This window comes from Solibacillus sp. FSL K6-4121, from assembly GCF_038002585.1.
GTDB classification, from domain to species: Bacteria; Bacillota; Bacilli; order Bacillales_A; family Planococcaceae; genus Solibacillus; species Solibacillus faecavium.
Genome location: NZ_JBBOCS010000001.1, coordinates 136,423 through 157,495, shown reverse-complemented (window position 1 = coordinate 157,495; position 21,073 = coordinate 136,423). Strand labels below are relative to the sequence as shown.

The 21,073-nt window shown below is 41.3% G+C and carries 20 protein-coding genes and 1 other RNA gene; 16 read left to right on the top strand and 5 right to left on the bottom strand.

Features of this window, described 5'->3' with window-relative positions:
• Positions 1–2 precede the first annotated feature (2 nt).
• The 3 genes from tpiA (at position 3) to eno (ending at position 3,665) form a co-directional block, all read left to right on the top strand.
• Entirely contained in the window at positions 3–764 is a 762-nt protein-coding gene (gene tpiA / locus MHH95_RS00860; protein WP_340726084.1) for a triose-phosphate isomerase, read from the top strand.
• Positions 757–2,298, top strand: a complete 1,542-nt coding sequence (gpmI, locus tag MHH95_RS00855) for a 2,3-bisphosphoglycerate-independent phosphoglycerate mutase (protein WP_340726083.1) — start codon at positions 757–759, stop codon at positions 2,296–2,298. Before tpiA ends, gpmI begins: the two co-directional genes overlap by 8 nt.
• 74 nt (positions 2,299–2,372) lie before the next feature.
• On the top strand, positions 2,373–3,665 hold the full coding sequence (eno, locus tag MHH95_RS00850) for a phosphopyruvate hydratase (protein WP_191699573.1): 1,293 nt from the start codon (positions 2,373–2,375) through the stop codon (positions 3,663–3,665).
• A 151-nt stretch (positions 3,666–3,816) separates the two neighbouring features.
• Here eno and MHH95_RS00845 read toward each other — a convergent pair whose 3' ends face one another.
• On the bottom strand, positions 3,817–5,034 hold the full coding sequence (locus MHH95_RS00845) for a Zn-dependent hydrolase (protein ID WP_340726082.1): 1,218 nt from the start codon (positions 5,032–5,034) through the stop codon (positions 3,817–3,819).
• Complete coding sequence (locus tag MHH95_RS00840; RefSeq protein ID WP_340726081.1) at positions 5,027–5,746, bottom strand: L-2-amino-thiazoline-4-carboxylic acid hydrolase; 720 nt, start codon at positions 5,744–5,746, stop codon at positions 5,027–5,029. Before MHH95_RS00840 ends, MHH95_RS00845 begins: the two co-directional genes overlap by 8 nt.
• A gap of 261 nt (positions 5,747–6,007) precedes the next feature.
• On the opposite strand from MHH95_RS00840, the gene MHH95_RS00835 reads away from it, so the two are divergent.
• The 3 genes from MHH95_RS00835 to MHH95_RS00825 all read left to right on the top strand — a co-directional run bounded on the left by MHH95_RS00835 (position 6,008) and on the right by MHH95_RS00825 (position 9,155).
• Positions 6,008–6,592, top strand: coding sequence for a TetR/AcrR family transcriptional regulator (locus MHH95_RS00835; RefSeq protein WP_340726080.1), 585 nt, complete (start codon positions 6,008–6,010; stop codon positions 6,590–6,592).
• Between the two features lie 438 nt (positions 6,593–7,030).
• Complete coding sequence (locus MHH95_RS00830) at positions 7,031–8,446, top strand: DHA2 family efflux MFS transporter permease subunit (RefSeq protein ID WP_340726079.1); 1,416 nt, start codon at positions 7,031–7,033, stop codon at positions 8,444–8,446.
• Positions 8,447–8,924: 478 nt separating this feature from the next.
• Positions 8,925–9,155: a hypothetical protein gene (locus tag MHH95_RS00825; protein WP_340726078.1), complete on the top strand. Its 231-nt coding sequence runs from the start codon at positions 8,925–8,927 to the stop codon at positions 9,153–9,155.
• 67 nt (positions 9,156–9,222) lie between these two features.
• Here the strand turns inward: MHH95_RS00825 and MHH95_RS00820 are convergent, their stop codons facing one another.
• Complete coding sequence (locus MHH95_RS00820) at positions 9,223–10,152, bottom strand: nuclease-related domain-containing protein (RefSeq protein WP_340726077.1); 930 nt, start codon at positions 10,150–10,152, stop codon at positions 9,223–9,225.
• Positions 10,153–10,332: 180 nt separating this feature from the next.
• Between MHH95_RS00820 and MHH95_RS00815 the strand changes: the two genes are divergently transcribed.
• Positions 10,333–10,575, top strand: a complete 243-nt coding sequence (locus tag MHH95_RS00815) for a hypothetical protein (RefSeq protein WP_340726076.1) — start codon at positions 10,333–10,335, stop codon at positions 10,573–10,575.
• A 62-nt stretch (positions 10,576–10,637) separates the two neighbouring features.
• On the opposite strand, the gene MHH95_RS00810 is transcribed toward MHH95_RS00815, so the two are convergent.
• Together MHH95_RS00810 and MHH95_RS00805 are read right to left on the bottom strand one after the other, a co-directional pair.
• Positions 10,638–11,249: a hypothetical protein gene (locus MHH95_RS00810; protein ID WP_340726075.1), complete on the bottom strand. Its 612-nt coding sequence runs from the start codon at positions 11,247–11,249 to the stop codon at positions 10,638–10,640.
• Positions 11,246–11,887 carry a phosphate starvation-inducible protein PhoH gene (locus tag MHH95_RS00805; RefSeq protein WP_340726074.1) on the bottom strand — a complete coding sequence of 214 codons (642 nt, stop codon included), beginning with the start codon at positions 11,885–11,887 and terminating at the stop codon, positions 11,246–11,248. The genes MHH95_RS00810 and MHH95_RS00805 overlap by 4 nt, the downstream gene beginning before the upstream one ends.
• A gap of 194 nt (positions 11,888–12,081) precedes the next feature.
• Between MHH95_RS00805 and MHH95_RS00800 the strand changes: the two genes are divergently transcribed.
• The 9 genes from MHH95_RS00800 (at position 12,082) to ssrA (ending at position 20,671) form a co-directional block, all read left to right on the top strand.
• Complete coding sequence (locus tag MHH95_RS00800; RefSeq protein ID WP_340726073.1) at positions 12,082–13,203, top strand: ABC transporter substrate-binding protein; 1,122 nt, start codon at positions 12,082–12,084, stop codon at positions 13,201–13,203.
• Between the two features lie 17 nt (positions 13,204–13,220).
• Positions 13,221–14,222: a FecCD family ABC transporter permease gene (locus MHH95_RS00795; protein WP_340726072.1), complete on the top strand. Its 1,002-nt coding sequence runs from the start codon at positions 13,221–13,223 to the stop codon at positions 14,220–14,222.
• Positions 14,219–15,064 carry an ABC transporter ATP-binding protein gene (locus MHH95_RS00790; protein WP_340726071.1) on the top strand — a complete coding sequence of 282 codons (846 nt, stop codon included), beginning with the start codon at positions 14,219–14,221 and terminating at the stop codon, positions 15,062–15,064. Before MHH95_RS00795 ends, MHH95_RS00790 begins: the two co-directional genes overlap by 4 nt.
• A gap of 126 nt (positions 15,065–15,190) precedes the next feature.
• Positions 15,191–15,418, top strand: a complete 228-nt coding sequence (gene secG, locus MHH95_RS00785) for a preprotein translocase subunit SecG (RefSeq protein WP_191699596.1) — start codon at positions 15,191–15,193, stop codon at positions 15,416–15,418.
• Positions 15,419–15,604: 186 nt separating this feature from the next.
• A complete protein-coding gene (locus MHH95_RS00780) occupies positions 15,605–16,351 on the top strand; it encodes an alpha/beta hydrolase (RefSeq protein ID WP_340726070.1) in 747 nt (248 codons plus the stop codon).
• A 241-nt stretch (positions 16,352–16,592) separates the two neighbouring features.
• The gene (gene rnr / locus MHH95_RS00775) at positions 16,593–19,001 is read left to right on the top strand and encodes a ribonuclease R (protein WP_340726069.1); all 2,409 of its coding nucleotides are present in this window, start codon (positions 16,593–16,595) and stop codon (positions 18,999–19,001) included.
• 74 nt (positions 19,002–19,075) lie between these two features.
• A complete protein-coding gene (smpB, locus tag MHH95_RS00770) occupies positions 19,076–19,540 on the top strand; it encodes an SsrA-binding protein SmpB (RefSeq protein WP_340726068.1) in 465 nt (154 codons plus the stop codon).
• A gap of 272 nt (positions 19,541–19,812) precedes the next feature.
• Positions 19,813–20,067, top strand: a complete 255-nt coding sequence (locus MHH95_RS00765) for a hypothetical protein (protein WP_340726067.1) — start codon at positions 19,813–19,815, stop codon at positions 20,065–20,067.
• Positions 20,068–20,314: 247 nt separating this feature from the next.
• Positions 20,315–20,671: a transfer-messenger RNA gene (gene ssrA / locus MHH95_RS00760) on the top strand.
• The last annotated feature ends 402 nt before the right edge of the window (positions 20,672–21,073 follow it).

Below are 21,073 nucleotides of genomic sequence, written 5' to 3'. Positions count from 1 at the left end.
GAATGAGAAAACCGATCATAGCAGGAAACTGGAAAATGTATAAAACATTTGATGAGGCAGTGGACTTTGTGGAAGAGATTCAGCAAGAGATCCCATCTCCTGATAAAGTGGATGCAGTCATTTGTGCACCAGCACTATATTTACCAACGCTTGTCGTAGCATCAGAGGATTCAAGCCTGGCAATTGGCGCACAAAATATGCATTACGAAAATGAAGGTGCATTTACAGGTGAAATCAGTCCTGTGATGCTTGCCAATATTAATGTAGATTACGTTATTTTAGGGCATTCAGAGCGTCGTGAAATGTTTAACGAAACGGATGAAGCGATTAACAAAAAAATTCGAGCAGCTCTTAGTCAAGGAATTGTACCGATTATTTGCTGTGGTGAAACGTTAGAAGAGCGTGAAGCGGAACAGACAGAGGCAAAGGTAGCACGACAAATTACAAAGGCGTTGGAAGGCTTTGCACCGATCGAGGTTGAACATATGGTCATTGCTTATGAGCCAATCTGGGCAATCGGAACAGGTAAAACGGCTACGGCTCAAGATGCTAATGTGGTATGCTGTGCAATTCGTTTAGCGATCGAAACGTTATATGGCAAAGATACTGCTAGAAAAGTACGTATTCAGTACGGTGGCAGCGTAAAGCCTGAAAATATTAAAGAGCTATTAGCGCAAGAACATATTGATGGTGCCTTAGTAGGTGGAGCGAGCTTAGATCCGGCATCATTTATGAAGTTATTGGAGGCGGCAGCAAATGCCTAAACAACCTGTTGCATTAATTATTTTGGACGGCTTTGCTTTTCGTGATGAAGTAAAAGGAAATGCCGTTGCCCAAGCATATAAACCGAATTTCGATCGCTACTGGAATGTTTACCCGCACGCTACATTAACAGCGAGCGGGGAGGCTGTAGGTCTGCCAGAGGGCCAAATGGGGAACTCTGAAGTAGGTCACTTAAACATCGGTGCAGGGCGCATAGTTTATCAAAATCTTACACGTATCCATAAATCGATTCGTGAAGGTGATTTTTTCAGAAATAAAGCATTTTTAGCTGCTGTTGAACATGCAAAAGCGCATGGTTCAAAGCTGCATTTAATGGGGCTGCTTTCAGATGGTGGCGTACATAGTCACTATGAGCATCTGTTTGCCTTATTGAAATTAGCGAAGGCAAATAATCTGGAGGAAGTGTATGTCCATGGCTTCCTCGATGGTCGTGATGTTGGTCCGACGACAGCGCTTAACTATATTCTAGAAACAGAAAAGCAGATGACGGAAATCGGTGTAGGGAAGTTTGCCTCGATTCATGGCCGCTACTATGCAATGGACCGAGATCGTCGCTGGGAGCGTGTCGCATTGACATATAACGCCTTAGTCGATGGAGTTGGACAGACTGCTTCTTCTGCTACTGCCGGTGTAGAGTCTTCGTATGAGCGTGATCTGCATGATGAGTTCGTTGTTCCGTTTGTTGTGACAGAAGAAGGTAAGCCGGTCGCTACAATTGATACGAATGATGCGGTTATCTTTTTCAACTTCCGTCCGGACCGTGCGATTCAATTGTCGCAAGTGTTTACAAGTGAAAATTGTGATGGCATTCCGTTATCACAAAACCATCCACAAAACTTAAAATTTGTTTCTTTCACACATTATAGTGAAGATGTCGTATCTGAAGTTGCCTATGAGAATGACAACCTTGTAAATACACTTGGTGAGGTCATTTCAAGAGCAGGCAAAACACAGCTACGCATTGCGGAAACGGAAAAGTATCCGCATGTGACATTCTTTATGAGTGGAGGTCGTGAAGTTACCTTTGTAGGGGAAGAGCGTATTTTAATCGCTTCTCCGAAAGTAGCGACATACGATTTGAAGCCTGAAATGAGTGCTTATGAAGTAACGGATGCTTTATTGAATGCCATTGCAGAAGATAAATTCGATGCAATTATTTTAAATTTTGCCAATCCGGATATGGTAGGGCATTCAGGCATGCTGGAGCCAACGATTAAAGCGATTGAAGCAGTCGATGAGTGCTTAGGTAAAATCGTCGATGCGATCGCAGAAAAAGGTGGCCATGCAATTATTACTGCAGACCATGGCAACTCGGATGAAGTTGTGACATTGGATAATCAGCCGATGACAGCCCATACGACAAACCCAGTGCCGGTCATTGTGACAAAGCCTGGTGTGATGCTTTATGAAGATGGAATTTTAGCAGATTTAGCACCTACTATGCTGGATTTGCTTGGGATTGACCAACCTGCCGAGATGACAGGGAAATCGTTAGTTATGCCAAACGAAAAGTAATTCGCGCGGTTAATTATATTGCTTGTCATTGTGCAAGCACCTAATAAATTTATTGACAGAGGAGATTTTTAATTATGCCATTCATTACTCAAGTATACGCTCGTGAAGTATTAGACTCTCGCGGTAACCCAACAGTAGAGGTAGAAGTATTCACAGAATCAGGTGCATTTGGCCGTGCGATCGTGCCATCTGGTGCATCAACTGGTGAATATGAAGCAGTGGAATTACGTGACGGAGATAAAGGCCGCTACTTAGGTAAAGGTGTTGAAAAAGCGGTAGAAAACGTAAACACAATTATCGCTGAAGAATTAGAAGGTCAATATTCTGTATTGGACCAAGTTGTAATCGACCAAGCGTTAATCGAACTTGACGGAACAGACAACAAAGGTAAATTAGGTGCAAACGCAATTTTAGGTGTTTCTATGGCTGTAGCACATGCAGCTGCTGATTACTTAGATATTCCTTTATATCAATATTTAGGTGGCTTCAATTCAAAACAATTACCATTGCCAATGATGAACATCATCAACGGTGGTGAGCATGCAGACAACAACGTAGACATTCAGGAATTCATGGTAATGCCAGTAGGTGCGAAATCATTTAAAGAAGCATTACGTATGGGTACTGAAGTTTTCCATAACTTAAAAGCAGTTTTAAAAGGTAAAGGCTACAACACAGCAGTAGGTGACGAAGGTGGTTTCGCGCCAAACTTAAGCTCAAACGAAGAAGCAATCACTGTTATTATCGAAGCAGTTGAAAAAGCTGGCTACAAAATGGGTGACGATATCCGCATCGCACTTGACGTTGCATCTTCTGAGCTTTACAACAAAGAAACAGGCAAATACGTTTTAGCTGGTGAAGGTGTAGAAAAAACATCTGAAGAAATGGTTGCTTGGTACGAGGAGTTAACTTCTAAATACCCAATCATCTCAATTGAAGACGGCTTAGACGAAAATGACTGGGCTGGCCACAAGCTATTAACAGAGCGTATCGGTGACCGCGTACAATTAGTAGGTGACGATCTGTTCGTAACAAATACTGAGAAATTATCTCGTGGTATTGAAGAGGGCGTTGGCAATGCGATTTTAATTAAAGTAAACCAAATCGGTACTTTAACTGAAACGTTCGAAGCAATTGAAATGGCGAAACGTGCTGGCTACACGGCAGTAATTTCTCACCGTTCAGGCGAATCAGAAGACAACACAATTGCTGATATTGCAGTTGCAACAAATGCGGGTCAAATTAAAACGGGTGCACCATCTCGTACAGACCGCGTTGCGAAGTACAACCAATTACTACGCATTGAAGATCAATTAGGCGACACTAGCCGTTTTGAAGGATTAAAGTCTTTCTATAATATTAAATAATGAATGAGTTAAGGCCGGGGCATTTATATGTCCCGGCCTTTTTAATAATTATTATAACCTTGAACCGTTGATTTCCATTCCGGGACCGATGCTTTCCCCGGGCACGGCTCTAGCTAACTTTGTCCCCTAGAGGTCGCTGGTTTCACTGTGGTTATCGCTGATCAAGTTCAAGTAAAGTTTGTTTTAAAACATTTGCTCCTGCGATGATATCTTCGGTTGAGGTGAATTCTTTTGGGTTATGGCTGATGCCGTCTTTTGAGCGGACGAAAATCATTGCTACTGGGAATTGTCCGTAAAATTGCATTGCATCGTGTCCGGCACCGCTTGGTAAATGGACGACTTGCTGTCCATTGTCTGTGATAGCTTGTGCAATAATTTGTTGGATTTCGGCATCACATTTAACTGGTGCTACTCTTTGCAATGTTTCAATTGATAAAGTAAGTTGGCGCTCTTGGGCAATGGCTTGAGCTGCGTGGTGGATTTCCTGTTCCAATGTATTTCGGACTTCCTCTTCGATATCGCGAATATCGACCGTAAAAGTGACTTCTCCGGGAATGACATTGACTCCGTTTGGCGATACGGATAGCTTTCCGACCGTTGCAACTGCTGCAGGATACTGGCGTGCAAGCTCTTCAATTTTCGCAATGATTAGGCTGGCGCCTACTAAAGCATCCTGTCTTAGTGCCATTGGTGTTGCGCCTGCGTGTTCAGCTGTACCGGTAAGAGTAATTTGCTGCCAAAGTGGTCCGGCAATGCCTGTTACAACCCCGACACCTACATCTGTCTTTTCTAGCACTTTTCCTTGTTCAATATGCAATTCAACATAGCATTCTACATTCGATAATTTTGCATCTGCCACGTTTGATGCATCTAGCCCATCCTGCTGCATCGCTTCTGCTATCGAAATACCTTCTTCATCCGTACGCTGTAATTCCTCTAGCTGTAATGTTCCGGCAGCTGCACGACTGCCAATCATACCAAACTGGAAGCGTGTCCCTTCCTCATCCTTAAAGGCGATTACCTTTACCGGTCGTTTTAATGGGATGTCGTTGTCTTGAAGTGTATGAATTACCTCAATTGCACTTAATACGCCTAGCGCACCGTCATAATGTCCACCGTTTGGAACTGTATCAATATGTGAACCTAACAAGATGGCCGGGGCATCAATATGACTGTTTATTTCACCTATAATATTGCCGATTGCATCAGTAGATACTGTCATTCCGGCTGCTTCCATTAGTTGCTTAATATAGAGATTCGCTACCATTTCTTCCGCGGTAAATGAAAAGCGATTGACCCCTCCCTCGGGAGTAGAGCCAATTTTGGCAAGTTCAGTTAGATGCAGCAGTAAGCGTTCTTCATTAATCATATAGAGGATCAATCCCTTTCTCTTTCATTTTGAAGCGGAAGTGACACTGACCTTCACGGAGTAAATACTGGTCGTGTATAACGTCAAATTTGTTGTTGTAGCCATAGGCAATGGAGTTATCAATGACTTGGCAGTACAAAATGCCGTATTCGTGCATATTGTCGTCAGCCCATTGTTGACCGAGTGGACAGCCTGTAAAAGTTTGCTCCAATTCGTTTGGCGTGTAGTTATCTTCCATTATAAATAGCTCGCTGCGTCCCATATCATAGTTTGGAATATAGTTCTCAACCGTGTTTTCCTGCCCGTTTAAGCGAGCGCGCTGTGCAATGCCCCGACCACGTTTTTGGCCGAATTGCCATACGCTTTTCTTAATTACTTCTTCACCTTCATTACCGTAGCGGTCTACAATTTGCTTTGTTACTTGTGCAAACAGCTTGGCGAATAAGGCAAAAGGTGTGGCATTTTCGTAGTTGTCCGTCGTTTGATGGTCAGTGGGAATGTAGTCGTAAAGTGAGTGAATAGAACCTTCCAACGTTGCTTTTCTGGCAATTTGCTCCGCATTATAATAGCCAAAAGAGCGAACGGCGTTTTGTATGAGCGGAATGACTTCTTGCCCGAAAGCTTCTTTGGCATTCGTCTCGATGTGAGTGAAAAGCATTGCTGTCATGTATTCCATCGAATATGGTTTGATGGAAACTGGCTGTTGTTCCATAATGTATCGCCTCCACAATAATGGTATATAAAGCCTAGTGATATACTTATGATTAGGCTATTTTATAATATTCTAATAATTATGTAAACGATTTGAATTTTTAATAGTTTGTATGAATCCAGCAGAGAGTAAGCAGGAAAGGGAACTGTAGAGATTTTGTGAACATTTGACTAATGCTTTTCGTCATTTGATATTATGTGATAAGGTTAGACCGAAAAGTATAAATTAATTAGACCGATCATTATAATTTTGGAGGGCAGCATGACAAAGCAATCAAAGGATAAAATTTTAGAAACAGCGACAAGGCTTTTTTATTTTCAGGGGTTTCACGGAACAGGCTTAAATCAAATTATTCAGGAATCAGGGTCGCCTAAAGGTTCGCTTTATCATTATTTTCCTGAAGGCAAGGAGCAATTAGCGGAGGCGGCGATAGAGCTGTCGAAGCGAAGAATTGGTGCCTCCATTCAGCGTTATATGAATGAATTTGAGGACGTAGAGGCTGCGTTAAATGCACATATTTTAGCAATGGCTGAGTTATTTGATATGGAAAGTGGCCTTGAGGAGCATTCATTTACGATTATGCCTTTTGGTTTGTTGGCGGCGGAATCGGCTTTTATGAATGAACGTCTACGCAAAGCATGCGGAGATACGTATAAGTATTGGGAATCGATTTATTATACGAAGCTCATTTCAAACGGCTATAGCGATGAATCGGCTGTCATCATTAGTAAAGCTGTCAGTGCGATGATTGAAGGTGCGGTAACGTTATCATTATCACAGCGGTCAAATGAACCGTTATTAAATATAAGTAAAGTAATCCCAGCAATACTTGCGCAATATAAGTGAACCGTTAAGGCGAAATTGTCTTAGCGGTTTTTTTAAGTCAATTTGTTCACAATTGATATTTTTTTGAGGGGAAATGGATAAAGAAGTGTTGCAAAATGAACGTTTATCATAGCAAAGCGCGGTAAATGTTGATGTATCAACTTTTGTCACCATTTGTTCAAATTTAGATTAAAATTTTGCAATCGTTTTCAAATCGGAAATGGAAGTAACTGTCTACGATGCATAGCACCATAAAAGGTTATAAATGGATATTAGGTGTTCACAATTATAATGAATGGTCTAATTTTTCTCCTGAAATGATTGAATTTCTATGAAAAAATTTGGTATATTGTAAAGCGTGCTGTTAAAGCAAAGCAAACGTTATATAACAGCAAAAGTATGATAGGAAGCAATTATCATCTTTATAAATAAGTTTTTATAGTACAGGAGGAAACAGAAGTGGCAGCACCTTTTTTCAATGTTAAAAGCCCTAAAGGTATGGCAGCGGTATTAATGATCGGGACGTTCCTAGGTCTATTCGGTGAAACAGCCTTAAACATGGCGTTAACAAATATTATGGATGATTTCAGTATATCCGCGGCATCAGCGGCGTGGTTAACAACGGGTTATCTTTTAGTTTTAGCAGTATTAGTGCCATTATCATCGTATTTAGTACGTTGGTTTACAACGCGTCAATTAGTTGTGGCGGCAATGGTCATTGCAATTATCGGTTCGTTATTAGGCGCGTTAGCACCGAATTTTACGGTTCTATTAGTCGGTCGTTTTGTACAAGCGGTTGCAACGGGTATGATTTTACCATTAATGTTTAGTGTTGTGATGTTGATTTTCCCAGTGCAAAAGCGAGGCGCAGTAATGGGGATTGTAGGGGTTATTTTAACTGCAGGTCCAGCATTAGGGCCATCGATTGCAGGGTTAATCGTTTCTTCACTTAGCTGGAGATATATTTTCTGGATCATGGCGGTTGTTTATGCGCTCGTAATTTTATTAGCATGGAATAAAATAGACAACGTTTCAAATGTGACACGACCTAAAATTGATTTGTTATCATTAGTTGCCTCGACATTTGGTTTCGGTGGTGTTGTATTTGCACTCGCTTCATTGGCTGAGCAATCGATTACAGAAGTGATCGTTTGGGTACCGCTTGTAGTGGGATTAGTGTTATTAGTAGTATTCGGTATTCGCCAAACAAAAATGGAGGAGCCAATGATCGACTTATCGGTATTCAAGTCACCGATGTTTAGTTTAGGTGTCGCTTTAATGGTCGCGTCCATGTTCATGATTTTATCTGTAGCAATATTAGTACCAATGTTTTTGAAAACGGTATTAGGTTTCGCAGCATTAACGGCAGGTTTATGTATGCTGCCAGGGAATATTTTAAATATTATTATGTCACCGATCGTTGGTGCTAATTTCGATAAAGTGGGAGCAAAAATCTTCACACGCATTGGATTTACGATGATTTTAGTGTCGATGGTTGTATTCTTAACGACAATTTCGGCTACAACGGCAACTTGGATTATTATCGTTAACTTATGTGTATTTTTCGTAGGGGTATCGATGACCATTATGCCGGCGCAAACGAATGCGATGAACTCATTAGCGCCACAGAAATTTGCGGACGGTTCAGCTGCATTGAATACATTAACACAAATTGCAGGTGCTTCAGGTACAGCGGTCGCGATTACACTGTTCACTATTGGGCAGGAAAATTATGCTGAAAAGTTCAGCAATGCATTACCGGGAGAAATGCTCGCGCACGGTGTACACACAGCGTTCATCGTAGTAAGTGTAGTATCTGTGATCGGGTTAGTAGGTTCACTCTTTGTGAAAAATAGTAAGCCTGTGGGGAATTAAGGTTCTTCGTTGGGTGTGCAGCATCGGATTATTGCCGGTGCTGTTTTTTTGTGGGGGTGGGGCGGTTTTATTAGAAGGTTGAGTATGTTTATTGAAAAATTTTTGCTGGTTATTAGAAGAAGTGCGGGGGATATTAGAAGATGCGTGGATTTAGGGTTTGTCACTACATTGAGTAGGGCTGGGAAATGGGTGCACGGATTTTTATTAGAAGATTGAAATGGGTTATTAGAAAATAGTGAGGGGTTATTAGCACATTTTCGAGTTTTATTTGATCATGTGGAGCACTTATTAGCACAATGGGAACTTTTATTAGAAGATCGGCAATTTATTAGAACAAATAAATTTATATTAGAACATTTCGCGATATATTAGAAAATCCGTGAACAGGGGATTCAAGTATTTCTTATGTATTAATGTTTTCTTAATATAATTATGGTATTGTTACTATAAATGAAATAAAAGGGATGTTTATTACTTTATGGAAAAAATAGATAGAAAATGGGTATTTGCTGTACTCATCGGCTTTTTCGCGATTTTTTTATTGATTATGTTTAAACCTACTGGATACGACTATATCATTTTTGCGATTGCTTCAGCTTTATTAGCGTACGGTGGCTTTATTCGCAAGAAAAATATGATAGATAAAATTTCTGTTCCACTGGGTATCGTTTTGCTTTTAATTTTTGTAATATTGTATTTTGTAAATTAGTAGCCATTGTGCTACTTTTTTTATTGCATAAAAAGAAGGGACTTCATAGTAAAAGTCCCTTCAATGATCAGTCAAACTTCTCCGGAATGATATAGTATGTCCCTTTATTCGTCCCATGCTTTTCGAGGCCGGATTTGGCTAATAGTTTGGATGCGATATGGATACAGGGGATTTTGAAAAATTCGCGGAACGCTTTATTGGAGATGCGGGGACTGACTAAGGTGCGGTATTGTAAAAAAGTTTCGTATAAGGCTTCTTTGCTTTTTACTTGGCAGACAGGGCAGATAAAATAGCCTTGCTTATAGTGCATTTCATTTACATAATCGCACTGCTTACATAGAACGCCGTTGCGGAGGCGGTGCTTTTCTATCGTTCTGCGTGGGGGGAGCGGTTCGTATAATTGTTGGAATTGTTTTTGCAGAAAAGTAAGATGTGCACGGGGTTTTGGATGTAGTTTATAGAGCTTTTCAATAAATCTTGGGATGCCGCTCATATGCATGATTGGGAAATTGTTTAAGGACTCATCGAGCTTTGCGCGGTAATTGGCTAGAACGACGATGTGGTAAACGGGAATGGATAGTTGCCAAGTCTTTAACTGGTGCTCCAGGAATAGCTGATGACGGTAGGCTTGGTCAAATGGATTGGGGAAATTTTCATTCATTTGATCCTGTACGCGGAAAAATTCGTGTAGGGCAGGTTTGTAGAATAGGGTACCGGATATTTGTTTTACTTCGATGACTAAGAGGAAATTTGGTGTGAGGAGCAAAGCGTCCATTTGATGGGTAAAGCCGTTGGAATTTTTACATTCGAAATTATAAAAGATGTGAAAATCTGATTTAAAATAAAAATCTGTTAGTAGCCGCTTTATTTTTTGCTCGCCTGATAAGCCGGCCTCTAATCGGTAAAATTCCTGTTGGATTGCTGAGGTCTCTGAATCGTCCATTCTTATGCGCTTCATCAGTGTTTCGATAAGTAAATAATGTCTTGATTTTTGCACTTTTTCCACCTCCTGTACTCATTATAAAATATCCTAATTTATGGGGAAATAGAAAGGGTGAAAATGTTTTTTTGCAGGAAAAATGAAAAAATATGTTTCTCTTTTGGTAAAGCTGGGAAAAGACCACCAAACAGTAAGGGAGGCAATTTATTTATGAAATTAAAAAAATACTCTACACTTATGGCGGCAGCGGTGTTATCTTTATCACTTGCAGCATGTAACGATGACGAAGATCCGGTTATTATTGAAGATGATAACGATGGCGTAGTTGACGATAATAACGATGGTACTAATCTAGACTTAGATGTAGATAATGATGGCGATGCAGGTACTGATGGTGACGCAGGTACTGAAGGTACTGGCGGTACTGAAGGCACAGGTGTTGAAGACGAAGACACTACTGATGACAACAGCAACGACTAATTAAAAGCATAAAGCATGGCGCTCGCATTTATTTGCGGGTACCATGCTTTTTTTCTGTTCTATTAAATTTCGCCGCAAGCTAACCATGGGAGGAAGCCGTCTAAAAACTTCTCCGTTGCCGGCATGAAATAAGAGCCGAAGTGGAAATCAGGGTCAAGTGTTGTGACAATCCAAGTACCTTTTGAGCTGACTTTATCGACGTACAATAATGAGCCGCCGTCCTTCATATCAATGAGTGACTGCATGCCCTCTTGCAAATGGAATACGCCGTGCTGATGCCATGTGCAACCTGCTTCATCCAAGAAACCATCACGGAATAACGGGTAATCCGGTGCGACCATGCGAAGTCCGCTGTCGGCATCCTTTTCAAGCCACCACCAGAAATTTGTCGGGCGTGTTTCCCAGTTTTGACCTGGAATCCAGTTCCATGGCTGAGGACCGAATGCTACGACAACGCCACCATTATCAGCAAAACGACGAATAGCCGGAGCCGCTTCTAGCAATAATTTATTGTGCAATTGCGAAGGGACGATTAATACATCCATGCCCTCTAAATCTTGCTCAGCAAAGCGAGGCAAATAGATGATTTTATCGAAATATTGTTTGTACTTTGGTGTGTTGAATGTAACGAAATGTGGTGCGTGACCGCTATATAAAACTGCTATTTTTCTCATGCTTGAGCTCCTTTTAAGCGTAGTAATTCTTCATTCAGCCATGCTAAAAATTGTGGTGCAATCAGCTGTGTCGAGTTTTCACCTGTTGCGTAAGTTAAAAAGTCACGGCAAGAAGCAGCGACAACCGTTCCTTTTGTTGCGGTACGGTCAATGAAAACGATTGGTGTGCCGTCTGTATATTGTAAAATGACTTCCGATTCTTTATTTACGATAGGGTGTGACCCGCGTGCATAGAAGCCTGAAACGCCTTTACGATACGCAAGCTCCATCATGTCAACGCCTTCATAAAATGTCCCTTCAGATGCAGGCTCCATTAAATAATCAGCGTGCGACTTAATTTCCTTTGGCATAAACAGACCAGCGCCAGGTAACCAAGGGCGGAAAATATGTGTGTTAGCAATAACGATCTTGCCTTCATTTAAGAAGTTTTCAATTACTTGTTTTTGCTCATAAAGATGCTCCTGATCGATAAAATCCGTTACGACTAACACATTGAATGCAGAAAGGTCAGCAGTCGAAATTTCGTATTGATCAAGGAATGTTACGTGGTCCATTGGTTCGTTTGAGACGTTCATCGCGCGTCCCTCTAGGCTGAATGCATGGCCGCCATCCAGTTTTAAAATTTTGTATTCAGACATAAAAATCTCCTTTAATCCTGTAAATTTAATTAATTGATACATATTCTCATTTACTAATTGACACTGAAAATCATTATCAATTATACTCAATATTGTATTAAATTCAAATGATTTTTTTATTGAAATAATATTTTTTTATTATGAACTGGTAAAAAAGTAGTTACATAGTATCGGGAAGAGGAGAGACTTTTAAGATGAAACGTAAAGCAATTTTAAGTTCGCTTGCAGTGGCGGCGATAGCACTTGCAGCATGCTCAGATAAAGAGACTGCAACTTCTGGAGGAGAGGTACAAGCAACAGCAGAGGAAAAAATCGTTATCGACCAGGCGGGAACAGAGGTAACGATTCCTGCTGAAGTGAATTCGATTGTATCGGGCGGGATTTTGCCGTACTTCCACACGTGGTATGTTGCGACAAACTCATCAAAAGAAATCGTAGGTATGCATCCAAATTCTTATAATGCGGCAGAAAACTCGATTTTAGCGAAAATGTCGCCGGATATTTTAAAGGCGGATACATCGTTCGTTCAAAATGGTGAAATGAATGTAGAGGAATTAATGAAAATTAACCCGGACGTATTTTTCGAGCTCGCGACAGATGAAAAATCAATCGAGCAAGCGCGTAAAGCCGGTATAAATACTGTGGCAATTAAAGCAATTGATGCCGCGGCAGCAGAGCCACTTGCAACATTCAATAGCTGGTTGGAGTTAACGGGTGAAATCGCAAGAACAACAGATCGTGCAGATCAATTCATCGAAATCGGTACAGCGGTACAAAATGAAATTAACGAAAAAATTGCTGGCTTAACGAAGGAACAGAAGCCCAATGCATTAATGATGTATCAATTATCAGAGCAGGCCATTACTGTTAGCGGTAAAAACTTCTTCGGGAATCAATGGCTGAATGCAACAGGTGCCAATGACGTTGCGGAAGACGATGTAACTGGTCGCAAAGATGTGAACATGGAGCAAATTTATAACTGGAATCCGGAAATCATTTACTTAACGAACTTTACGGAAATCCAACCAGAGGACCTATATAACAATACGATTCCAGGTCAGGACTGGAGCGAGGTTGAAGCGGTTAAGAATAAGCAGGTTTATAAAATTCCATTAGGTATTTATCGTTGGTTCCCGCCAAGTGGGGATGCACCGTTAATGCTTAAGTGGTTGGCGAACAATAACCAGCCTGAGTTATTTGACTATGATATGAACGCAGAAATAAAGAGCTATTATAAAGACTTTTACGGATTTGATATAACAGATAAAGAAGTAGAGCGCATTTTGCATCCTTCTTCTGACGCTGCGAAGTATTAAGAAATCGAGGGACGCTTATGAAAACGTGGAAAAATATTTTACTATGGGTTTTACCGCTCGTTATTGCCATCGCTTCACTCGGTATTGGACGCTTTGAAGTGGATTTTGTAACGGTCGTAAAAATTTTAGGCTCACATATTTTTCCGATAGAAGAAACTTGGACGCAAATGGAATATAACGTTGTCATGACCGTTCGGCTGCCGCGTATTATCCTCGCGCTATTGATCGGTGCGGGGCTTTCCATTTCCGGAGCAGCTTTCCAAGGGATGTTTGCTAATCCATTAGTGAGCGCGGACATTTTAGGTGTCGCTGCAGGTGCAGGTTTTGGTGCTTCTATCGGGATTTTATTATTCGGAAATGGTTATGTAACACAAGGCTTGGCATTAATTTTTGGTTTAGCAGCCATTGGTTTTACGTATGTAATCGGCGGGTCTGGACGCAATATGCCGATCTTTATGCTCGTACTGGCCGGGGTTGTAACAAGTGCGTTGTTTAATGCGTTAATTTCTTTAACAAAGTTTGTAGCCGATCCTGAAGAAAAGTTGCCTGCCATTACGTATTGGTTAATGGGGAGCTTAGGGACAGCCTCTTATCGTGATTTATGGACTGCCGGACCGATTATTTTAGTCGGAATGTTGATATTACTGGCATTACGCTGGCGCATTAACTTATTAACATTGCCTGATGAAGAGGCAAAATCATTAGGGATTAACGTAACACGTCTAAAGTGGCTTGTTATTGCAGGGGCTACGCTTTGTACAGCGGCAGCCGTTGCGGTAGCGGGGATTGTTGGCTGGGTTGGATTAATTATTCCGCATATTGCGCGTATGTTTGTCGGCAGTAATAATGAACGGGTATTACCGGTGTCCATTGCACTTGGCGGAGCGTATTTATTATTAATCGATACATTGGCTCGTTCGGTAACGGCTGCAGAAATTCCGTTGTCTATTTTAACTGCGATTGTTGGAGCGCCGTTCTTTGCATATCTTTTACGTCGTACAGGAGGTAGCTGGTCATGAAAATAGAAGTACGTGGTGGCAACTTCTGCTATGCAAAAAAGAAGGAAGTAAAGCCGTTTATATATGAATCGAATATTAGCTTTACGCTGGAGCCGGGAAAGATTATGGCGATACTAGGTCCGAACGGTGCAGGGAAGACGACGCTATTAAAATGTATTACCGGGTTGCACGGTTGGCGTGTTGGTGAAACATTGATCGATGATGTACCGCTTGCGAAAGTTTCGCAAAAAGAGCTTTGGAAGAAAATCGGCTATGTACCGCAAGCACATAAAATGGTGTTCGGCTTTTCAATAGAAGATTTAGTTGTGATGGGGCGTGCACCGTATATTGGCTCATTGTCAAAGCCACGCAAGGAAGATTATGAAAAGGCGCACGAAGCATTAAATGAAGTCGGCATTGTGCATTTAGCGAAAAAGTCGTGCAATGAAGTGAGTGGTGGGGAATTACAGCTTGCGTTAATCGCACGGACACTTGTATCGAATCCAGAAATTTTAATATTGGATGAGCCGGAATCACATTTGGATGTGCAAAAGCAAGTTGTCATTTTAGAAACGTTAAAACGCCTATCTCAAGATCATAATATTTCATGTATTATTAATACACACTATCCGAACCATGCCTTTTATTTAGCGGACCAGGTGCTGATGATTGCGAAGAACAAGAAAGCGGTGATCGGTCCGGTACAGGAGGTCATGACGGAATCGCGCATGAAGGAATACTTCAATATTGAACTGCGAAAGCTTATTTTTGAAGAAGAGGATCTACTATTTGAAACGATGGTGCCACTTGCGCTTGCTGCAAAACGAGATATTAGCGAATGCCGATTTAATAGCTTTGAATAAATAGCAGGCTGCAAAGCGCTATATTTGGATAAAATTTGCTGTGCATTTCCAAGAAATATTGAAAAGAGGTTCGCAGTTTGATATACTATTTGGTATTGTGACGTCCATATTTAGGAGGTGGAGCAAATGCATACGTTATTTACAGTATTACTTCTGATCGTAGCTTTAGCCTTAATCGTTGTCGTGTTATTACAATCAGGTAAAAGCGCTGGTTTATCAGGTGCCATCTCTGGTGGAGCTGAGCAACTATTCGGTAAACAGAAAGCTCGCGGGATGGATCTAGTATTACACCGCACAACAATCGTTCTTTCTGTTGCATTCTTCGTTTTGGCACTTGCTATTACGAAATTCTAATTGATTGAAATAAGATTGAAATTAAACGCCTAACCAAGCATTTACTGCTAGGTTGGGCTTTTTCTTTTAGTACGGGGAAAAACACAGTATAATAGAAGAAATGGAAAGTTATTCATCAAATTGATCGATTCGTAGGTGTGTGCGGGTCGTATTTTTCATATCTTGAATAAGACAGGAGCCACTAGCATGAAAACAGCTTTGTCTTCACCGTTCTTTTTTGAGGCAGGTAAAAGGGCGGTACTATTATTACATGGATTTACAGGAAGTTCAGCGGATGTGAGGATGCTTGGCCGCTTTTTGGAAAAGCAGGGCTATACATCGCTTGCACCGCATTATAAAGGACATGGTGTACCACCGGAAGAATTAATCGTCTCCAATCCCGATGAATGGTGGGAAGACGTAAAAAGTGGGTATACTACATTAAAGGAAGCAGGCTATGAGGAAATCGCCGTTGCAGGACTATCGCTCGGTGGCGTGTTTTCGTTAAAGCTTGCGACAAGTCATCCAGTGAAAGGTGTAGTCACAATGTGCTCACCGATGACGATGCGCACGACAGACATTATGTTTGAAGGCGTACTTGAATATGCAAAACAATACAAAAAAAATCAAGGTAAAAGTGAACAGGAAATTGAATTAGAGATTGAAGCAATTAAACAGCAGGGCATGCCTTCATTGCCTGACCTGCAACAGCTTATTTACGATGTACGACAAACGATTGACCATTTGTATGCGCCGATTTTAGTCATTCAATCGACAAACGACAAAGTCATCAACCCCGATTCCGCCAATATCATCTTTGATACCGTCGAATCCATCGACAAGAAACTCAGCTGGTATGAAGAATCAGGACATGTCATTACACTCGATAAAGAAAAAGACAAGCTTCATGAAGAAGTTCTCACGTTTTTAAATTCGTTAGATTGGACAGTCTAATGATGTGAAATAATTTTGTTCAATTTATTTATAAAGGGAAATTTTTTTAACTGTACAGCAGTTGATTGGAGTGGAGGGGCGACTCCTGGGGGATTAGCGTGACGCCTGAGACTACAGGCTCAGGCCACGCCCCCGGAAAGCGTCCCCGCAACGGAAATCAACGGTTATAAGGGAATAACCTTTTAAACATATTATAGGTAAACTTGAACTTTATTTTCTGTTCAAAGGAGGGAAATAATACATGACACAACAAAATGAATTACAACAGCGCGTCCTCGATATGATGAAGGATGATGGCTACAAACCAATGACCGTTTCGGAAATTGAAGATACGCTTGAATTGGTAGAAGCGGATGATTTCCGTGAATTAGTGAAAACACTCGTAAAAATGGAAGCACAAGGACAAATCGTTCGCTCCCGTTCTAATCGTTACGGTTTACCGGAGCGCATGAACTTACTGCGCGGCCGCTTTATCGGGAATGCAAAAGGCTTTGGTTTCGTTGCACCGGAAGAACAAGGCATGGACGATATTTTCATCCCAGCACATGAAGTAAACGGGGCACTAAACGAGGATACTGTATTGGTCCGTGTATTAAAGGAACAATCAGGTGACCGCCGTGAAGGTACGGTTGTTAAAATCGTTGAACGCAGTAAAACTTCATTTGTCGGTACGTACCAGGCAAATCGTGGCTTTGGCTTTGTTATTACAGATGATAAAAAGCTAAATATGGACATTTTCATCGCGAAGGAATATTCATTGGGCGCGGTGGATGGACATAAAGTAGTCGTAGAAGTGACGCATTGGCCTGATGCAGCTAAATCAGCAACAGGGATGGTTACGAAAATTTTAGGTCATAAAAATGATCCAGGTGTGGACATTTTATCGATCCTTTATAAATATGATATTCCGCCAGAATTCCCGCAAGAGGTTGTCCAGGCGGCAATCGATGTACCGGAGGAAATTACGGAGCAGGATTTAGTCGGTCGTCGTGACCTACGTAATGAAGTCATCGTAACAATTGACGGTGCAGACGCAAAAGACTTGGATGATGCCGTAACAGTTGTCAAAAATGGTGATGGTACGTATAAATTAGGTGTTCATATTGCCGATGTTAGCTACTATGTCACTCAGGGCTCGGTACTGGATCAGGAAGCTTATGAACGTGCGACTTCTGTTTATTTAACAGACCGCGTTATTCCGATGATTCCACACCGTTTGTCAAATGGGATTTGTTCATTAAATCCACAGGTTGACCGATTAACATTATCTTGTGAAATGACGATTGATGGAGCAGGTCATGTTGTGAAGCATGAGATTTTCCAAAGTGTCATTAACACGACAGAGCGTATGACGTACTCGGACGTTTATAATATTTTAGAAAATCCGGATGAAAACCCAGAGCTAATGGAGCGCTATGAAAAATTAGTGCCGATGTTTAAAGATATGGCGGACTTAGCGCAAATCCTACGCAACAAACGTATGGGGCGCGGTGCGATTGACTTTGACTTTAAGGAATCAAAAGTATTGGTCAATGAAGATGGCTGGCCGACTGACATCGTATTACGTGAGCGTACAGTAGCAGAGCGTCTAATCGAGGAATTCATGCTTGCGGCGAATGAAACGATTGCCGAGCATTTCCACTGGATGGAGCTGCCGTTCATTTACCGTATTCACGAAGATCCGAAACCAGAAAAATTACAACGTTTCTTTGAATTTGTTACAAATTTTGGTATTATGATAAAAGGTACAGGAAATTCGGTACATCCGAAAGCATTACAGGAAGTCATTAAATCGATTGAAGGCTTACCAGAAGAGCCGGTTATTTCAACGATGTTATTACGTTCGATGCAGCAGGCGAAGTATTATGCGGAGTCTTTAGGTCACTTCGGCTTATCGACAGAGTTTTATACGCATTTCACATCACCAATCCGTCGTTATCCGGATTTAATCGTCCATCGTTTAATTCGTACGTATTTAGTAAATGGGGATACGTCGAAGGAAACAGTTGTGCAGTGGAGTGCTGTAATGGATGAAATTGCGGAACATACGTCAAGCCGTGAACGTCGTGCAGTAGAGGCAGAGCGTGATACAGATGCACTGAAAAAGGCACAGTTCATGTCTGACAAAATCGGTGAAGAGTTCGAAGGGATTGTATCATCCATTACGAACTTCGGTATTTTCGTGGAGCTTGAAAATACAGTAGAAGGTCTCGTGCATATTTCGAATATGACCGACGATTATTACCGATTTGATGACCGTCAATTGTCAATGATCGGTGAGCGTACGGGTCGCCAATTCCGTATTGGGGATGAAGTGAAAATCCGTGTAGCGAATGTCGTGATTGAGGAATCTTCAGTCGACTTTGAAATTGTCGATATGATCAGCAGTCCACGTCCAGCACGTCGCTCAACATCAAAAGTCATTCATGCAGGCCGCAGAGAAGGGCGCAAAAAAGATGATGAGCGTACAGGCGAAAAACGCGACCGCAAAGCACGTGGCGGTAGTAAGGCACGTCCTGAGAAGGCAAAACGTTCAGGCTCGTCTGACCGTGATCCACGTGGACGCCGAAAAGAAGGTAAAGCGGGCGAAAAGCCGAAGTTTTACGAAGGCATCGCTAAAGGGAAAAAGAAAAAAAGTAAAAAGAAATAGTAAGGTGTGAAGCTATGGTGCAATTTTCGGCATCATAGCTACCTCCCTTATGTTGATAATAGAGGTGTTTAACGATGGCAAAAGGCGCAGGAAAAGTGTTAGCTCAAAACAAAAAGGCGAGCCATGATTACTTCATAGAAGAAACGATTGAAGCAGGGATGGTACTGACAGGTACAGAGATTAAATCTGTACGAGGTGCCCGTGTCCAGCTGAAGGAAGCGTATATTAGTGTGATGGGCGGCGAAGCATGGGTTAAAAACATGCATATTTCTCCGTTCGATCAAGGCAACCGCTACAACCATGACCCACTACGTGAACGCAAGCTGCTCTTACATAAAAAGCAAATTAGTGAGTTAGTCGGTGCAGTAAAACGTGACGGCTATACAATCGTGCCGCTTAAAATGTATATTAAGGACGGCTATGCGAAGCTGCTAATCGGTCTTGCGAAAGGTAAGAAGGATTACGATAAGCGTCATGATATGAAGAAAAAAGAAGCTAAACGCGACATGGAGCGTGCTTTCAAAGATCGCCAGCAGTAAGCGAGTTTTCTTTATTTTAGTAAGGGTAACTACCTAATAAGTAAATTGAATAGGGGCAGCCCAAATTTTTGCTGAGGTTGCTTGTATAAAATTTTTTAAAAGGTATGTTAAAGGTTTTAAAATCTTTTAACATATCTTTTTTTGTGTGAAAAAAGTGGTTTTGAAAATTTTACTTGTGGGTAATAATTAAAAATGGACATTAAATTGACAATATTTTAGATAGAACAGGTTGTAAATAGGAAAGGTACTAGGATAATAGGGGGATATAACAGGTGATAAGAATACGCAATGCAGAAATTACAGATAGAATTGTTTTGTTAGTTGAAAAACATTGTGAAAATCCTAAATGCATGGCAATGGTAGAAGAACTGGTTGCAATAAAATGTCCAGAGTACGAGGAGGTTTTTGAAGAGCAAGTAGGAATGCCTTTAAGTGAATATATATCAGCTATCCGTTTATATAGAGCTGAAAAATCGCTCGTGAATAAAGGAAACGACCGTGTAAAATTGCAAAGCCAATTCAGTTGATTCGTTCGTGGAAAGAACAGGACAATCAAAATTCGGCTTGATAGAAATGAAGTGATGACGGAATCGTAGCTTTGCGATGGAGAGCGAAGCAAATATTGGCAAGGTGTAATCGAAGCGGATATACTTGCAAGCTCGGACGTTTTGTCATATAATTTACTGTACTAGCCAGTGTGTATCTACTCATACGGTACACGTTTTAATGAGCATCTCGCTCATGCCGAAACTTAACTCGGGTTTACTACTACTCGGGGACGTTACGGATTCGACAGGGGTGGTTCAAGCTCTGGTCGCGCGTCGGAGGTCTCGTCTTCGTCAACAACGGAAGTTATATAATAACTGGCAAACAACAAAACTACGCTTTCGCAGCTTAATACTGCGTAGCACTCAGCCTGTCTATCGCCCATGTAGACTACGCTGGGTTCAACTTAAGTGGGATACGATCGTTGGCACCACCTGAGTCAACGGTAAGAGATTTCCAGGTTAGCGATTCGGACGCCTGTCTGTCGGCATAAGAACTCGCGAATTGCAAATAGACAAACTACACGCGTAGAAGCCGGCGTATTGGAGCTTCTGGACGTGGGTTCGACTCCCACCGTCTCCATTTTATGGAATTGTACGATTTCAATAGATGTCAAAACCCTTGATAAATAAGGGTTTTGGCATTTTTTCATTTTCATTGAGTGTCAAAACCCTTGTTTATCAAGGGATTAGCGAGTGATTGTCGAGTAACGTGTGTATGAATTTTCATCGTTGTTTCTAAATCGGTATGACCGAGTTGTTCCGTTACTTCTCGTTTTGTGGGTGCTTCGGTTTATTATGGATATTCTGGAATACTATCTGTTTGTTATCATGTTTAACTTTCAGCCGAGCTTTGGCTCTATACGATAATTCCTCACGATTATAAAAGTACTCTTTAAAAACTTCATTTTCATGTTCAAATTGATTCTACTTTTCAGAAGGGAGCTCAATTCCAGTCATTGGATTTTCCTACACAGCCACTTTTATT

Excerpts from the sequence above, each read along its gene's own strand:
- tpiA (WP_340726084.1), top strand. The coding sequence starts at position 3 with ATGAGAAAACCGATCATAGCAGGAAACTGGAAAATGTATAAAACATTT.
- gpmI (WP_340726083.1), top strand. The coding sequence starts at position 757 with ATGCCTAAACAACCTGTTGCATTAATTATTTTGGACGGCTTTGCTTTT.
- eno (WP_191699573.1), top strand. The coding sequence starts at position 2,373 with ATGCCATTCATTACTCAAGTATACGCTCGTGAAGTATTAGACTCTCGC.
- MHH95_RS00845 (WP_340726082.1), bottom strand. The coding sequence starts at position 5,034 with ATGATTAATGAAGAACGCTTACTGCTGCATCTAACTGAACTTGCCAAA.
- MHH95_RS00840 (WP_340726081.1), bottom strand. The coding sequence starts at position 5,746 with ATGGAACAACAGCCAGTTTCCATCAAACCATATTCGATGGAATACATG.
- MHH95_RS00835 (WP_340726080.1), top strand. The coding sequence starts at position 6,008 with ATGACAAAGCAATCAAAGGATAAAATTTTAGAAACAGCGACAAGGCTT.
- MHH95_RS00825 (WP_340726078.1), top strand. The coding sequence starts at position 8,925 with ATGGAAAAAATAGATAGAAAATGGGTATTTGCTGTACTCATCGGCTTT.
- MHH95_RS00815 (WP_340726076.1), top strand. The coding sequence starts at position 10,333 with ATGGCGGCAGCGGTGTTATCTTTATCACTTGCAGCATGTAACGATGAC.
- MHH95_RS00810 (WP_340726075.1), bottom strand. The coding sequence starts at position 11,249 with ATGAGAAAAATAGCAGTTTTATATAGCGGTCACGCACCACATTTCGTT.
- MHH95_RS00805 (WP_340726074.1), bottom strand. The coding sequence starts at position 11,887 with ATGTCTGAATACAAAATTTTAAAACTGGATGGCGGCCATGCATTCAGC.
- MHH95_RS00800 (WP_340726073.1), top strand. The coding sequence starts at position 12,082 with ATGAAACGTAAAGCAATTTTAAGTTCGCTTGCAGTGGCGGCGATAGCA.
- MHH95_RS00795 (WP_340726072.1), top strand. The coding sequence starts at position 13,221 with ATGAAAACGTGGAAAAATATTTTACTATGGGTTTTACCGCTCGTTATT.
- MHH95_RS00790 (WP_340726071.1), top strand. The coding sequence starts at position 14,219 with ATGAAAATAGAAGTACGTGGTGGCAACTTCTGCTATGCAAAAAAGAAG.
- secG (WP_191699596.1), top strand. The coding sequence starts at position 15,191 with ATGCATACGTTATTTACAGTATTACTTCTGATCGTAGCTTTAGCCTTA.
- MHH95_RS00780 (WP_340726070.1), top strand. The coding sequence starts at position 15,605 with ATGAAAACAGCTTTGTCTTCACCGTTCTTTTTTGAGGCAGGTAAAAGG.
- rnr (WP_340726069.1), top strand. The coding sequence starts at position 16,593 with ATGACACAACAAAATGAATTACAACAGCGCGTCCTCGATATGATGAAG.
- smpB (WP_340726068.1), top strand. The coding sequence starts at position 19,076 with ATGGCAAAAGGCGCAGGAAAAGTGTTAGCTCAAAACAAAAAGGCGAGC.